The 14,448-nt window shown below is 41.9% G+C and carries 13 protein-coding genes; 6 read left to right on the top strand and 7 right to left on the bottom strand.

Annotation, left to right across the window (positions count from 1 at the left end):
- Positions 1-451: 451 nt before the first annotated feature.
- Entirely contained in the window at positions 452-1,777 is a 1,326-nt protein-coding gene (locus FRX45_RS19275) for a citrate (Si)-synthase, eukaryotic (RefSeq protein ID WP_152270112.1), read from the bottom strand.
- A gap of 223 nt (positions 1,778-2,000) precedes the next feature.
- Positions 2,001-3,080, bottom strand: coding sequence for an LptF/LptG family permease (locus FRX45_RS19270; RefSeq protein ID WP_152270111.1), 1,080 nt, complete (start codon positions 3,078-3,080; stop codon positions 2,001-2,003).
- Between the two features lie 84 nt (positions 3,081-3,164).
- On the opposite strand from FRX45_RS19270, the gene FRX45_RS19265 reads away from it, so the two are divergent.
- Positions 3,165-3,977, top strand: coding sequence for a carboxylesterase family protein (locus FRX45_RS19265; protein ID WP_152270110.1), 813 nt, complete (start codon positions 3,165-3,167; stop codon positions 3,975-3,977).
- A 165-nt stretch (positions 3,978-4,142) separates the two neighbouring features.
- On the opposite strand, the gene tgt is transcribed toward FRX45_RS19265, so the two are convergent.
- On the bottom strand, positions 4,143-5,282 hold the full coding sequence (gene tgt / locus FRX45_RS19260) for a tRNA guanosine(34) transglycosylase Tgt (protein WP_152270109.1): 1,140 nt from the start codon (positions 5,280-5,282) through the stop codon (positions 4,143-4,145).
- Positions 5,283-5,354: 72 nt separating this feature from the next.
- Between tgt and FRX45_RS19255 the strand changes: the two genes are divergently transcribed.
- From FRX45_RS19255 to FRX45_RS19240, 4 genes are all read left to right on the top strand, one after another.
- Positions 5,355-6,479 carry a glycosyltransferase gene (locus FRX45_RS19255; RefSeq protein ID WP_226805461.1) on the top strand — a complete coding sequence of 375 codons (1,125 nt, stop codon included), beginning with the start codon at positions 5,355-5,357 and terminating at the stop codon, positions 6,477-6,479.
- Complete coding sequence (rsmG, locus tag FRX45_RS19250) at positions 6,449-7,096, top strand: 16S rRNA (guanine(527)-N(7))-methyltransferase RsmG (protein ID WP_226805460.1); 648 nt, start codon at positions 6,449-6,451, stop codon at positions 7,094-7,096. Before FRX45_RS19255 ends, rsmG begins: the two co-directional genes overlap by 31 nt.
- 77 nt (positions 7,097-7,173) lie before the next feature.
- Positions 7,174-9,072: a sensor histidine kinase gene (locus FRX45_RS19245; protein ID WP_152270108.1), complete on the top strand. Its 1,899-nt coding sequence runs from the start codon at positions 7,174-7,176 to the stop codon at positions 9,070-9,072.
- 52 nt (positions 9,073-9,124) lie between these two features.
- Positions 9,125-9,754 (top strand): response regulator, encoded by a 630-nt coding sequence (locus FRX45_RS19240; protein WP_152270107.1) that lies wholly within the window; start codon positions 9,125-9,127, stop codon positions 9,752-9,754.
- Between the two features lie 63 nt (positions 9,755-9,817).
- Here the strand turns inward: FRX45_RS19240 and FRX45_RS19235 are convergent, their stop codons facing one another.
- Both FRX45_RS19235 and FRX45_RS23365 read right to left on the bottom strand, forming a co-directional pair.
- A complete protein-coding gene (locus FRX45_RS19235; protein WP_152270106.1) occupies positions 9,818-10,600 on the bottom strand; it encodes a class I SAM-dependent methyltransferase in 783 nt (260 codons plus the stop codon).
- Positions 10,601-10,726: 126 nt separating this feature from the next.
- Positions 10,727-10,885: a hypothetical protein gene (locus tag FRX45_RS23365; RefSeq protein WP_193311777.1), complete on the bottom strand. Its 159-nt coding sequence runs from the start codon at positions 10,883-10,885 to the stop codon at positions 10,727-10,729.
- A gap of 190 nt (positions 10,886-11,075) precedes the next feature.
- Between FRX45_RS23365 and FRX45_RS19230 the strand changes: the two genes are divergently transcribed.
- Positions 11,076-11,552: a thiol-disulfide oxidoreductase DCC family protein gene (locus FRX45_RS19230; protein WP_152270105.1), complete on the top strand. Its 477-nt coding sequence runs from the start codon at positions 11,076-11,078 to the stop codon at positions 11,550-11,552.
- Here the strand turns inward: FRX45_RS19230 and FRX45_RS19225 are convergent.
- Together FRX45_RS19225 and FRX45_RS19220 are read right to left on the bottom strand one after the other, a co-directional pair.
- On the bottom strand, positions 11,544-11,855 hold the full coding sequence (locus FRX45_RS19225) for a hypothetical protein (protein WP_152270104.1): 312 nt from the start codon (positions 11,853-11,855) through the stop codon (positions 11,544-11,546). The two genes, FRX45_RS19230 and FRX45_RS19225, sit on opposite strands and share 9 nt — an antisense overlap.
- Before the next feature lie 210 nt (positions 11,856-12,065).
- On the bottom strand, positions 12,066-14,447 hold the full coding sequence (locus tag FRX45_RS19220; RefSeq protein ID WP_152270103.1) for an alpha-ketoacid dehydrogenase subunit alpha/beta: 2,382 nt from the start codon (positions 14,445-14,447) through the stop codon (positions 12,066-12,068).
- Position 14,448: the final 1 nt, after the last annotated feature.

Raw genomic sequence — 14,448 nt, 5'->3', positions numbered from 1 at the left:
TACAACCAGTGACCTTCCCGATTTCCATCGGGACGCTCTAGCCAGCTGAGCTAAACCCCCATGTTTTTTTATAAGAACTTTTAAACGGATTGCTACAACCAGTGACCTTCCCGATTTCCATCGGGACACTCTAGCCAGCTGAGCTAAACCCCCATGTTTTTTTATAAGAACTTTTAGACGGATTGCTACAACCAGTGACCTTCCCGATTTCCATCGGGACGCTCTAGCCAGCTGAGCTAAACCCCCATGTTTTTTTATAAGAACTTTTAAACGGATTGCTACAACCAGTGACCTTCCCGATTTCCATCGGGACGCTCTAGCCAGCTGAGCTAAACCCCCATGTTTTTTTAAGGGATTGCAAATATAGAACGCTAAGTCTTTCCATCAAAATAAAAAACCAGACAGAGAACTGCCTGGTTGGTACTTAAATAACCAGAAAACATTTTCTTCTTTAATCCCCCAAAATTTCTTCTTTTCCTTCAATCCAATCTTTTACTAATGCCGTAGTAACAGATTTGGGACGTTCTATCGGGAGGCCCAAAGCCCTGTCCCAGCATAAATTGGCCAGCACACCTAAGGAACGGCTTACACCAAACAATACAGTATAAAATTCATATTCAACCAGTCCATAATGCACCAGCAGGGCTCCGCTGTGCGCATCAACATTCGGCCACGGGTTTTTTACTTTGCCCAACGACTTTAATATACCGGGTACCACTTCATATACCCGCCATACCGTATTTACCAAAGGATCGTTTGGCATATGTTTTTTACCAAATTCCATCTGGGCCGAAAACCGGGGATCTGTTTTACGCAATACAGCGTGGCCGTAACCAGGTACCACTTTCCCTTCTTTGAGCGTTTTTTTCACATATTTTTCTATCTGTGCTTTGGTAGGCAATTCAACACCCAGTTCTTCCCGCATTTCATATATCCATTTAATCACTTCCTGGTTTGCCAACCCATGCAAAGGGCCAGCCAGGCCGTTCATGCCTGCCGCCAGGCTCAGGTAGGGATCGCTTAGCGCAGAACCTACCAAATGTGTTGTATGTGCTGATACATTACCTCCCTCATGATCAGCATGAATGGTCATATACAAGCGCATCAGTTCTTTAAAACTATCATCTTCAAAGCCCAGCATATGGGCAAAATTTCCGGACCAGTCCAACAGCCCATCGGGTTGTATATGCTTTTCATCTTTATACTTACGGCGATAAATATATGCAGCTACCCTGGGCAACCGGGCTATAAGGTTCATCGAATCATCATACACCGCATCCCAGTAATCTTTTTTGCTGAGTCCCTCAGTATATTTACGAACAAAGATGCTTTCGGTTTGCAATGCCATAATCGCCACCACAAACTGCGTCATTGGATGAGAAGATTTAGGCAGCGCTTCTATTGCATCAAAAACATGATTGGGCACATGTGAGCGGCGCTGCCAGGCATTGGTAATATCATTAACATCGTTCTCGGTTGGCAGCTCGCCTATCAGCATCAGGTAAAACAATCCTTCCGGCAAGGGCTCGTTTCCATTAGTGGCTTTGGGTAGTTTTTTCTGCAATTCCGGAATTGAAAACCCTCTGAAGCGAATGCCCTCCCGGGCATCAAGTAAAGAAGTTTCGCTTACCAGTCCTGTTACGCCCCTCATGCCCTGGTAAATCTGGGAAAGCATCACCTCTCCTATTTTTTTATTGCCATGTTCCTTAAGAATGTCTTTGATCTCTGCGGATAACTCATCAGCTTTCCCTTTAAACCTTTCTTTTATTGTTGCCATATATAAAGTGTTTTGAATAATTCTCCGATTGTATATTAAGCAGGATCACAAGAGCGCTAAAGTTAGCTAAAACACGGTTAAAAGCTGTCAAAAATTCGATGTTTCAAATAATTTATTTGATTTATTTAAACTAATTATTCCGAACGGGAACAAGGATTATATCGAAAACAGTGCTTTTGTTTTCTCCCGCATTTCCTTTCAATTAAAATGGATATGGAGTATGCTATTTAGGCGCCTTGCGGTAAAGATAATACGTAAGTAACCCAAACAGGAAATTGGGCAGCCATGCCGCAATAATGGGCGGGAGGCTTCCTTTAACACTGAAAATGGTAGAAAAACGGTCGAGCAAAATAAACAAAGCGGCAATAGCAAAGCCGGCAGCAAGATGAATACCGCTACCGCCTCGTATTTTACGGGAGGCCAGTACAGCGCCTATCAATGTAAGTATAATAACGGTTACGGGTGTAGCATCCCTGCGGTATAATTCTACTTCCAGGTCATTGGTACCTTCTGATCCGCGTAATTTTTCCATCTCTACCATATGCCGGAGTTCTTCTGTAGTAAGCCTGCTCTTTACATACTCATCACGCTTTAGGTCGTCAGGTGTAAAATTGAAATCAAGGCGCCGTACAGTGTCCTGTTTTACATCTTCGTGTAAGCCATTAATTTTTCTTTCTATTACGCCCGTTAGTTTCCATTTTTTTTGAACAGCATCCCAGGCAATGGTATTTGCCCTCAGGTTATATGCAACCTTTGTTCCGTTTAACCTGTCCATAAAAAAACCACTGCCGCTTTTTGCAGCAGTATCATAATAACGGATACCGCAATATGAAACCGAATCAATACGCATGTAAATATTATTATTGCTGCTGTATTGCCCGGGCGATTTAATATATTCTATTTCGAATGCAGTGCGTATCCCGTTGGCCTGGGGTACAAAGGTGCGGTTTCCAAACCAGAGCAGGGTTGCCAGTAAGATGCCGCCAAGCAAATAGGGTTTTAACAAGCGGTTAAAGCTGGTACCGCTGGCCAAAATGGCTATAATTTCTGAACGGTTAGCCAGGCGGGAAGTAAAAAATATAACTGCTATAAAAGTAAAAAGAGGGAATAAAAATGAAACAATGAATGGCACAAAACCTACGTAATAATGTGTCATTACAAATTTGGCAGAGAGATTGGCTTTGGCAAAATCATCAGTCTTTTCGCTGATATCAACTACTACCGAAATAGCGGTAAACAGCAGAATGCAATAAATGAAAGTAAAAATAAAATCCTTAAATATGTACCAATCTATTTTTTTCATGCAAGTGGCCCTGGTGAACGTTAAAAAGCCCGTAATGGCCAAAAGTAAACCAAAACTCTAATAAGAACTTTGTATCTTTCTGTTATGAAAAATATTCACAATAGTTTCAGACTTTTTTCCTTCTGTTTTCTTTTTTTCATAGCCCCTTGTTTTGTAAATGCACAGGTACCCGACCCCGATTTATTTGAGCGGCAACTTTTCTTACAGGGCAACGACACACTCCCCTGCCGGATACTTTCCCCGCTTCATTTTTCTGCAGGAAAAAAATATCCTTTAATTGTTTTTTTACATGGCTCAGGCGAAAGAGGTAATGACAATGAGGCGCAGCTCACATGGGGAGACTCTCTTTTTCTTGATTCGGCAAACAGGGAAAAATTTCCGGCAATAGTGGTTTTTCCGCAATGTCCTGCCGATTCATCGTGGAGTGTGCGGGCAAAAAACAAACCTGCAGATTCATCCGGTACATACCAGTTCCCCATGAATGTGGCTCCTACCCGGCCACTGCAAATGGTAATGAATTTTATTGACACTTTAGTTAACAGCGGTATTGTTGATCCGAAGCGGATTTATATTGGCGGACTTTCGATGGGTGGTTTTGGAACATTTGAAATACTATGGCGCAAACCAGCATTGTTTGCGGCAGCATTTCCTATATGCGGTGGAGGCAATCCGGCAAGCGCAAAGCTTTATGGAAGGCATTTTCCCATATGGGTGTTTCATGGCGCGGATGATGATGCAGTGCCTGTAGCCAATTCACGCATTATGGTTAGTGCATTAAAAACGGCGGATGCTAAAGTAAAATACACTGAATATCCGGGCGTAAAACATGATAGCTGGATAAAAGCCCTTGCCGAACCCGCCCTGTTGCCATGGCTGTTTGAGCAGAAGCGGAATTAAGGGCTTTCAGCAATCAGCTTTCAGATTCAGGTGAATAGCTGCTAACAATAGGCTGAATACTCCTTCTTGCCTGCGGTCTGACGCTCCTTCGTTGCGTGCCTACCGCCACATTTGCACCTGTACCCTGTGTCCTGTACCCTGCAACTTCTTCCCACTTCTCTCCTCTCATCTCCTCACCTTAAACTGCTCTGTACTGCTTTTCATCCAGCCTGTAAAATCGCCTGCTTCAATATGTTTCCGGGCTTCAGTAACCACATGAAGATAGAAGGCCAGGTTGTGTATGCTGGCTATGGTAAGTCCCAATATCTCTTTTGATTTGATAAGGTGCCGCAGGTAAGCTTTACTGTAATAATTACTGGTTTCGCATGCAATACCGTCATCAATGGGCGAATAGTCCTTCTCCCATTTTTTATTGTCAATATTGATGATGCCTTTTGATGTAAATAACATGGCATTACGCCCGTTACGGGTAGGCATAACGCAGTCAAACATATCTATTCCCAGTGCAATACATTCCAGTATATTCCACGGAGTACCTACACCCATCAGGTAGCGTGGTTTATCTGCAGGCAGGTTATCGCAGCATAAACCGCATAAATCATACATCATATTTTCGGGCTCCCCAACGCTTAAGCCGCCAATGGCATTACCTGCTGCATTTTTTGAACCAATATAATCGCATGATGCTTTTCTAAGATCAGTATATGTTCCGCCCTGTACAATAGGAAAAAGGTTTTGTGCGTAACCATATTTCCCCGTTGTTTCTTCTACCCGCTGAAAACATCTGTCTAACCACCGGTGTGTAAGCTGCATAGATTGCTGTGCATAAACATACTCGCTGGGATAAGGCGGGCATTCATCAAAAGCCATAATAATATCAGCGCCTATGCTACGCTGTATATCCATCACTTTTTCGGGTGTAAATAAATGCTTACTGCCGTCAATATGACTTTGAAACATTACCCCTTCCTCATTTATTTTACGTGTACCGGCCAGCGAAAAAACCTGGTATCCCCCACTGTCGGTTAATAGCGGTTGCTGCCAGTTCATAAACTGGTGCAATCCCCCGGCCTCCTCCAACACTTCAATACCCGGACGGAGGTACAAATGATAGGTATTTCCCAAAATGATCTTTGCCTTCACTTCTTCTTTCAACTGGCTTTGGGTAAGGGCTTTTACGCTCCCCCCCGTGCCCACCGGCATAAAAATGGGTGTGGGTATAACGCCATGCTCCGTAATAATACTTCCTGTTCTCGCCCCCGATAACGGATCTTTTTGCTGTAATTCAAACTTTAATGCAGCCATAACTTTTCAACATATTTACGCATTACAATAAATCCATAATAACAAATCCTTCTATTTCTTACCTTCGCCGCCATGATGGAAAAATTTGACTGGCCTATAATAGTTTTTGGAGCGTTTTGCTGCGTCACTTTCATCCAGATCATCTATTATCTTTATTTCTTCAGAAGGCTGGCTTTTCATCGCGCCGATTCCTCCATATCCTATCATCAGCAACCTGTTTCTGTAATTGTTTGTGCCCGCGACGAAGCCGCAAATTTAGCTAAAAATCTTCCCGGTTTACTCGTCCAGGAATTTACTGACACACATGAGCTCATTTTAGTAAACGATAATTCATTAGATGAATCCAAATACCTGCTTGAAGCTTTGCAGAAAGATTTTGCACAATTGCATATTATTGAACTGAAGCAGGAAGCAAAATTCATTCACGGAAAAAAATTTCCCCTGTCAATGGGTATTAAAACAGCAAAGCACGATGTTGTGCTGTTAACCGATGCCGATTGTGTTCCCGCGAGTGAATTCTGGATGCACAAAATGGTTGCTCCTTTTGAGCAGGGAACGGAAATTGTATTGGGGTACGGCGCTTATTATAAAAGAAAGGGCTTTCTGAATAAGATTATTCGTTTCGAAACTTTTCATACGGGGTTACAATATCTTTCCTATGCCCTTGCAGGATTGCCCTATATGGGAACCGGCAGAAACCTTGCCTATAAAAAGAATGTGTTCTTCCGCAACAAAGGATTTTCCGGACACAACCATTTACCCGGGGGGGACGATGATTTGTTCATTAATGCTACGGCCAATGCCCGCAATACAAAAGTAGTGGTAGACAAAGAAGCTTTTACGCTTTCCGAACCTAAAAAAACATGGAAGGACTGGCGAAATCAAAAAAACAGGCATTTTACTACAGCCAGGCTTTATAAAACCAAACACAGGATTTTGCTCGGTTTATATGCACTCACTCATTTTTTATTTTACCCGTCATTTATTGCAGCACTCTTCTTTTTTCGTTGGGAATTGGTTTTGGGTGTTTTTTTATTGCGTTTCATTATACAAGGCATCATATGGTATAAAGCCATGGAAAAATTAGACGAGAAAGACCTTTGGAAATGGTTCTGGGTCTTTGATATCTTTATGCTTTTTTACTATCTCATTTTTACTCCTGCATTATGGAAGAAGCCACGGGTAAACTGGAAGTGATCACCCGGTATTTTACTGATTTTTCTGATTTGCAAATAAGCCGGTTCACGGCGCTTGGCCAGGTATATAAAGAATGGAATGAGAAGATCAATGTCATTTCCCGTAAGGATATTGATTCGCTGTATGAAAAGCATGTATTGCACTCGCTTGCCATTGCAGCGGTTTTTAAATTTACCAGCGGCATTGAAATTATTGATATTGGAACAGGGGGCGGTTTTCCGGGAATACCACTGGCTATTGCTTTTCCGGATGTTCAGTTTCACCTGGTAGATTCGATCGGCAAAAAATTAAAAGTAGTGAATGAAGTGGTGCAGGCATTACAATTAAAAAATGTAACCACACAGCATATACGTGCGGAAGAAATCAAAAACAGGAAATTTGATTTTGCCGTGAGTCGCGCCGTTGCCCCCTTAAAAGACCTGTGGCAGTGGAGCAGTCCCCTGTTAAGCAACAAAAAAAAGACAGATCTTTTTAAAAATGGGCTGATTTGCATGAAGGGTGGCGATCTTACACAGGAAATTCGGGAAAGCAGGCTTAAGCCGCAAATCCGGGAGATAGCCGGCTTGTTTAAAGAAGCGTTTTTCAGGGAGAAATACCTGCTCTATATTCCGGTTTGAATAATTTGAATAAATCCTTTAAATTACAGTACAGCTCATTTTGCTTAAAATTAATCTGCTTGGTGTTAAAAAGGTTTGTGACCGCCATTACCTTTCTTTGGTGCTGGAGTTTTGCCACAGCACAACCTGCTGATTTTATTGACCTCGGAAAGATCAGCGAGTACGACACCGTGTTAAGACGCTTATCTTATTTTACAGACTATACCAAACAAAGAACCATTGATAATATTACTCCGGGGGAATTTGTTTACCCCGGTGAAAAATTTCCTTTCGATAAAACCCGGCTGGATGCCCGTTATTTTATAAAGCTATCCGTTACCAACAGCAGTTCGAAGGATACATTTTGGTTATACGCTGGCAGGGCTCAGCGCTATACCATGTATGAGTACGACAGCAGTACCGCTACAATGAAAGCGTTGAACAATCAATTCGGTTCTTTTTCCTATACTGTATTTAATGAAGTTCCGTATGCTTCTTTTACAGTGAAAAAAGGAACGTATAAAACGTTTTATATCCGAACCGACATCAATTTTTATAACTGGCACCAGTTTGATCCTGTAATATTATTGCCTAATGAGCAAACTGCCTTTACTTTTAATCATTTTGTACGCCCCAACCGCCTGTACGTTTATATTACCATTGCGCTGCTGGGAATTATGTTCAGTATGTTTGCTTATACGCTCACTATTTTTTTTCAAACCCTGAAAATTGAATACCTGTATTACTCCGGAGCGATGTTTGTTTTTGTGATTTATTTTTTACTCAGGCTGCTCAACCTGTTTATATTCGACGACCTGTATTATTTTTTTTACGATTTCAGATACCAGGTGCTGCAATTGAGCGGCAATATGCTTATTTTACTTTTTATTTCTTCTTTCTTTACACTAAGAAACAACTTTCCCGGTCTGTACAAACATTTCAGGATACTTGTACTGATTCAGTTCATTTTTTTAACCATCAATCTTCCCCTTACCTACACCAACCGGTATAACCATATCGGCAATATCGCTTTCGATACCATAAGAATGATCGTATTACTGTACGCAGCCTGCCTCCTCTCCATATTAATAATCCGAAAAAGCAACAAAGAGGTAAGATATGTGGCTACAGGCGCATTTATCGCTATCCTGCTATCCTGTATAGCGCTTTATATTGACAGATGGAGTGAGTACGAATATCATTTTTTCAGACATGCCGGTATCCCTGTTTTGGTTTTTATGCTGGGCATACTGCTCCAGATGCTGCTTTTTATGCAGGGATTATCTTACAGGGCAAGAATGCAGGAAGCACAGCGCATAAGAGCAGTGGAAAAGCTACAGCTTGAAAATGACAGAAAAGAACTTGAAAAATATAAGGCGATCATTGATGCCAGGGACAAAGAAAGGAACCGGATATCGCAGGAAATACATGACGATATAGGATCGGGACTTACTTCTATACGGCTGTTGAGTGAAATTGCAAAAGTCAAAAGTACACAGGATGATAGTAAAGAACTTGAAAAGATTTCAGAAACATCAAACATATTGATTGATAAAATGAATGAAATTATATGGACATTAAATTCAAGGAATGATACATTGCCTAACCTGATAGCCTACCTGCGGCACCTGATTGTAGAATACTTTGAACCGATGCCATTCCGGTTACATATTGTAACGCCTGATCCTATCCCGGAAATAACAGTGAGTGGAAAAATCCGCCGTAATATCCTGCTTTCAGTAAAAGAAGCATTGCATAATATAGTAAAGCACTCGCAGGCAACACAGGTAAACGTACAATTTACTGCCGGTGAGCATTTTTCTATTACTATAACTGATAACGGCATTGGCATTAACCCTTCTGCCATCCGCAGCTATAATAACGGACTGCTTAATATGAAGGACAGGCTTTCTGCCGTTGGCGGATCCTGCATCATTTCAACCCATGATGGCACATCCGTTATATTAAGAGTACCTTTAACCTCATACCCGCTTTAGGGTACAGGTATTTCATTAATTAACCTTTAGTTTTACAGTTTATTTACTTTACATGGATACGATTTCTGTTTGCATAGTAGAAGATAATGATGATATACGCCAGGCATTGGAACAGATCATTATGATGGCCGATGGATACGAGTTAAGCGGATCTTTTATCAGCGCCGAAAGCGCTATTTCCGGTATTCCCAAACTGAAGCCGAACGTAGTGCTGATGGATATCAACTTGGGCGGCATGAGTGGTATTGATTGCGTAAGAGAATTAAAGCCAAAAAACCCCGACATATTGTTTATGATGTGCACGGTGTACGAAGAGGATGAAAAAATATTTGAAGCGCTTGCCGCGGGAGCCAACGGATATATTTTAAAAAAGACCGCCCCCGCAAAATTATTAGAATCCATACGCGAACTGGCTGAAGGCGGGGCCCCGATGAGCAGCCAGATAGCAAGAAAGGTAGTTGCAGTTTTCCAGGAAAAAAATCCGTCTTCCGGTTTACTGGATAATTTGTCTAACCGGGAACATGAAATTCTTGAGCTGCTTGCGAAAGGACTGTTGTATAAGGAAATTTCAACAAGACTTGGTATTGCGCAGGAAACTGTGCGCAAACATGTATATCATATTTATGAAAAGCTGCATGTCAATAATCGCGTTGAAGCAGTAAACAAATACTTTGGACGGTAACACCGGTCGTTTTCCTAACCCATGTTAAATTGAAAAAACCGTTTCGGTAACCGGAGCGGTTTTTTATTCCTTTTCTGCAATAAAAAAAAGGTCGAAGCAACTATCATCAGCCTCCCGGATATTGTAATCTTCATGGGTAATTCCGGTAACCAGTTCTGTATTGCTCTTCAATAGCTTTTTTCTGTTCAGCCGGTTCAGGATATCGTATGGTATTTGAAGAAGCTGCCGGGGCAAACGGTATTGGAGATTAAAAACATCGAACCGGGTTATTCTTTTAACCGAAGCTTTGTTTTTAATATAATAATCCATTATGCTTTCGTTTCCAAAAACACCCAGCTTCTCTGCCTTTTTAAAATGAGACAATAATAATTTTTCCAGTTCAGGTATGGTATATTCCCTGATGTGCCAGGGATTGCGGGTGAGCGACATCTTCTTGTTGGGCGTGGTAACTATTAATTTTCCGCCGCTTTTTAATACCCGGTTTATCTCTTTCAGAAACAATCCATCATTTTGTATATGCTCTATTACCTGGAAAGTAATAACAAAGTCGAAGCTATTGGAAGAAATACCATGCAAAGGCGGTACATTCATTTGAATAAATTTCACATTGCCTTTACCTGCTGTACTCCCGTTGTCAATACCTGTCTGGTATTTGTCAATAGTAACAAACTCCTCTGTATGCGGAGCTATAATTTCAACACCGTAACCGCTTCCCGTACCAATTTCCAGCACCCTGCCCGAAATAAGTTTTGCCGCCTCCAGGTAAGCGAGCAGGGAGCGCTGGTATACATAATTATCGGAATGATCCTTTTGTGACACTCTCTCGGCTGTTTGTAAAATTTTCATACTGTAGTATACGATGCTTTATATTATGAACTCATCCGTTACAATCCTTACCGCAATAATTTGACACGCGAAGATAAGCCGCCTGACTGAATTCAACAGCAGGTAATGGGGACATCTTTGCTCAACTCAGGATGCCCTGCGTTTACTATACCGGCTGTGCTTAATAAATGAAATGGGTAATCCAACAGCCAGAATAAGTATAATAATTCCTGTAAAAGCAGCATCCCATGCAAAAGAAGGCCTATGCTGAAAAGCCATGGGCAGCACCACAAGGTTCATGACCATATACTTCACAATTTAAATAATCTAAACTGCTGTCTAAAAAAAATAACAAAGTAGTGAACAGTGAAAAGCCATAATACAATCTTCATAGTGAAAATGACCCGTGCAAATAGGGGGTGCATTCCAAATTGTCGCCGGTTGGTGTCTCCACCAACCGGGGCAGCCCGCCGTGGGCGGTGTCCTCACCGCCCCCATGAAGCAAAGCAATGCGAATTTGGAATGCACCCTGCAAATACCCCTGGCATTGAATTATCTTTGCACTGTGAATAATATAACCAACCCTGTTATACTTTTTGACGGCGTATGCAATCTTTGCAACAGCAGCGTGCAGTTTATAATAAGGAAAGATAAAAAAAGCCATTTTAATTTCACCTCGCTCCAGGGTCAGGCCGGGCAGTTGCTGCTACAAAAATTCAACTTACCCCTGGCTCACTATAATTCTTTTGTACTGGTAGAAGGAGGTCAGGTATTCACACAAAGCACTGCTGCATTGCGGGTTTTTAAAAAGCTGGAGGCGCCGTGGAGCCTGGCGTACGGATGCATAATTATACCACGCTTTATAAGAGATGCTGTATACAGGCTGATAGCAAAAAACAGGTATAAATGGTTTGGCAAAAAAGAATATTGTATGATACCATCTGCCGAACTAAGGGCAAGGTTTTTAGACTGATCCTTTCCTGACTTTATCTAATATTTTCTGATACCTTTTCTCGTTCCTTGCCCTAACGATAAGGGTAGTAATAAATCCAAGTATAAAGCCGATAATAATAATCAAAACGATTTTATTGTTATCCTGGGCTATGGGTATAATACTTATACCGCCCATGAACATCAATAAAAAAAAGGAAATAAAAATGATAACCAAACCCCAACTGAAAGTGTAAAGGAGATAGTAGCCTATTTTTGATCCTTCTCTTTGTTCTCTCCATAATTCCGTGAAACGAATATCTGTCTTTGTTACCGGTTTACCCACAATGAAGCCAATTTATGTTTTGAGATTTAAAATTTGAAATGCCAGGTATCAGCAGGAGGTATCAGATTCTATCAGCTAAAAACTACTAATGATGAGCCTGGCATTCCTTTTCACATCTCACTTCTCACCTGCAACTTGCAACCTGCACCCTGTAACCTGCACCCTGTAACCTGCAACCTGAAACCTGCAACCTGCAACTTACTTCCCCTCTCATTCACGCATCATTTCCTTTACTATCCTGACAAAATCTTCTACATTGGGCTTACTAAAATAATCCCCATCTGTTCCATATGCCGGCCGGTGGGCCTGTGCGGTAAGGGTTCTTGGAGCAACATCTAACCAGCGGTATCCTCCCTGCTTTTCCATAACAATATTGAACATATAGGCAGCAGCTCCGCCGGGTAAATCTTCATCCGCAAAAATAATACGGTTGGTTTTTTTCAGGGAACCGAGGATGGTATGATTGATATCGAAAGGCAAAAGTGTTTGTACATCAATAACCTCGCAATGAATGCCCATTTGATCAAGCAGGGTTGCCGCTTCAAACGCTATGCGCAGGGTAGCACCATAAGAAACGATAGTAAGATCATCCCCTTCTTTTATTATTTCAGGAACGCCCAATGCAACCCTGTATTCTAAAAGATTGGATGGCAGCTTTTCTTTAAGCCGGTAAGCATTAAGGCATTCTATCATTATTGCGGGATCGTTCACTTCTAATAAGGTGTTATACATGCCTGCGGCCTGCACCATATTGCGCGGAACGCATACATGAAATCCGCGAAGGGCATTAATGAGCATACCCATTGGAGAACCACTATGCCATATTCCTTCGAGCCGGTGTCCCCTGGTACGTACAATAAGAGGGCAGCTCTGCCTTCCTTTTGTACGATAGTGCAAAGAAGCTGCATCATCGCTTAATGGCTGCAGCCCGTATAACATATAATCAACATACTGTATTTCCGCAATGGGCCGCAAACCTCTCATAGCCAAACCAATGCCCTGTCCCATTATAGTGAGCTCACGGATACCTGTATCAAATATTCTTTTATCACCGTGCTTTTGCTGCAATCCTGCAAACCCCTGGTTAACATCACCAATCAATCCCAGGTCTTCACCAAAAGCCAATACCTTGGGATTATGCGCAAATAATTCATCAAAATACCGGTTCAGTATCTGGTAGCCATTAAGAACAGGAGCGTTTTCATTGAACAGCAAAGACGTGGGCTGAACATGTTGCAAACTTTTTGCACCTTCATTGTACAAATGCGAATGATATAATGCACTTTGTTCGGCCAACAGCCCGTTGTAGTAGTGTTGCACAGCATCATCATCACTAAAGTGAATACCGGTTGCCAGCGCTTTCAAAATATCCCTGCGGTCGGGTTCCCGGTTCGTCTGTAAATTTTTGACAGCAATTTGAATGCGCCCTGTCTTATCCTTTCCTTCATTTACAATATGCTGCAAAACGGCAATGGTTTTGGTTACCATTGCTCTAATGGGTAAAACATATTTATCCCAGGCAACCTGGCGGCTGGCTTTTATAGTTGACTTTGCATTGATCTCAATTACGTTCAATTCTTCTTCTTCAGCCAGCGCGTTGGCAATGATCCATTCTTTCATTTTCTTTATGCAATCCCATTCTCTTTCCCATTCTAAGCGTTCCTGTGTTTTATAACGCTCGTGGCTGCCCGATGTAGAATGTCCCTGCGGCTGGGTTACTTCTTCCACATGAAAAACAGCGGGAATATGGGTATCACGCACTTTTTGAATACCCTGCTCAAAAATTTCGCATAGTCCTGAGTAGTCCCAGCATTTTACTTTATAAATATCAATTCCTGTAGTATCATTTTTTTTCTGAAATCCTTTTAATGCATCTGAAATGGAGCCTTTCACAATTTGATTTTCCGAAGGAACAGAAATGCCATAGCCATCGTCCCATATAAAAATAGCCAACGGAACTTCCAGCACGGCAGCGGCATTAACCGTTTCCCAAAAATGACCTTCAGAAGTAGAGGCATCGCCAATAGTGCAAAAGCAAACTTCATTGCCGTTGTCAGACAGGTTGGTGAACGGTTGCAATACATCAATTTCACGAAAGGCTTTTGAAGCAAAAGCCAGTCCCAATGCCCTGGGCATTTGCCCTGCAGTGGGTGCAATACCACTGGTTATATTTTTATGATTAACCAGGTCCAGAAATTCACCGTTCTTATCTGTAAAAGCAGAAGCAAAATGTGCATTCATCTGCCTTCCTGCACTATGCGGCTCATCATTTTCATTAGGGTTAGCATACAATTGCGCAAAAAATTCTTCTATAGTAGCCGTTTCCGTTGCAAAAGCAATGGTTTGATCGCGGTAATATCCTGCATAAAAATCTCCGGGCTGGAAAAATTTAGACAGTGCGATCTGCGGCACTTCCTTACCATCGCCGAAGATGCCGAACTTAGCTTTTCCTGTCAGCACTTCTTTACGACCCAGCAAACTGGCTTCCCTGCTTTCACAGGCAAGACGGTAATCGCTGAGCACTTCTTCACGAAAGCGATCAAACGAAAGTTTTTCTTCGGACAGAATATCGTTGGGAATGATGTGCTCCATA

It is taken from the genome of Agriterribacter humi (genome assembly GCF_009192765.1).
GTDB classification, from domain to species: domain Bacteria; phylum Bacteroidota; class Bacteroidia; order Chitinophagales; family Chitinophagaceae; genus Agriterribacter; species Agriterribacter humi.
Note: the sequence above shows the minus strand (reverse complement) of the source record. Positions and strands in the feature narration are given on the sequence as shown.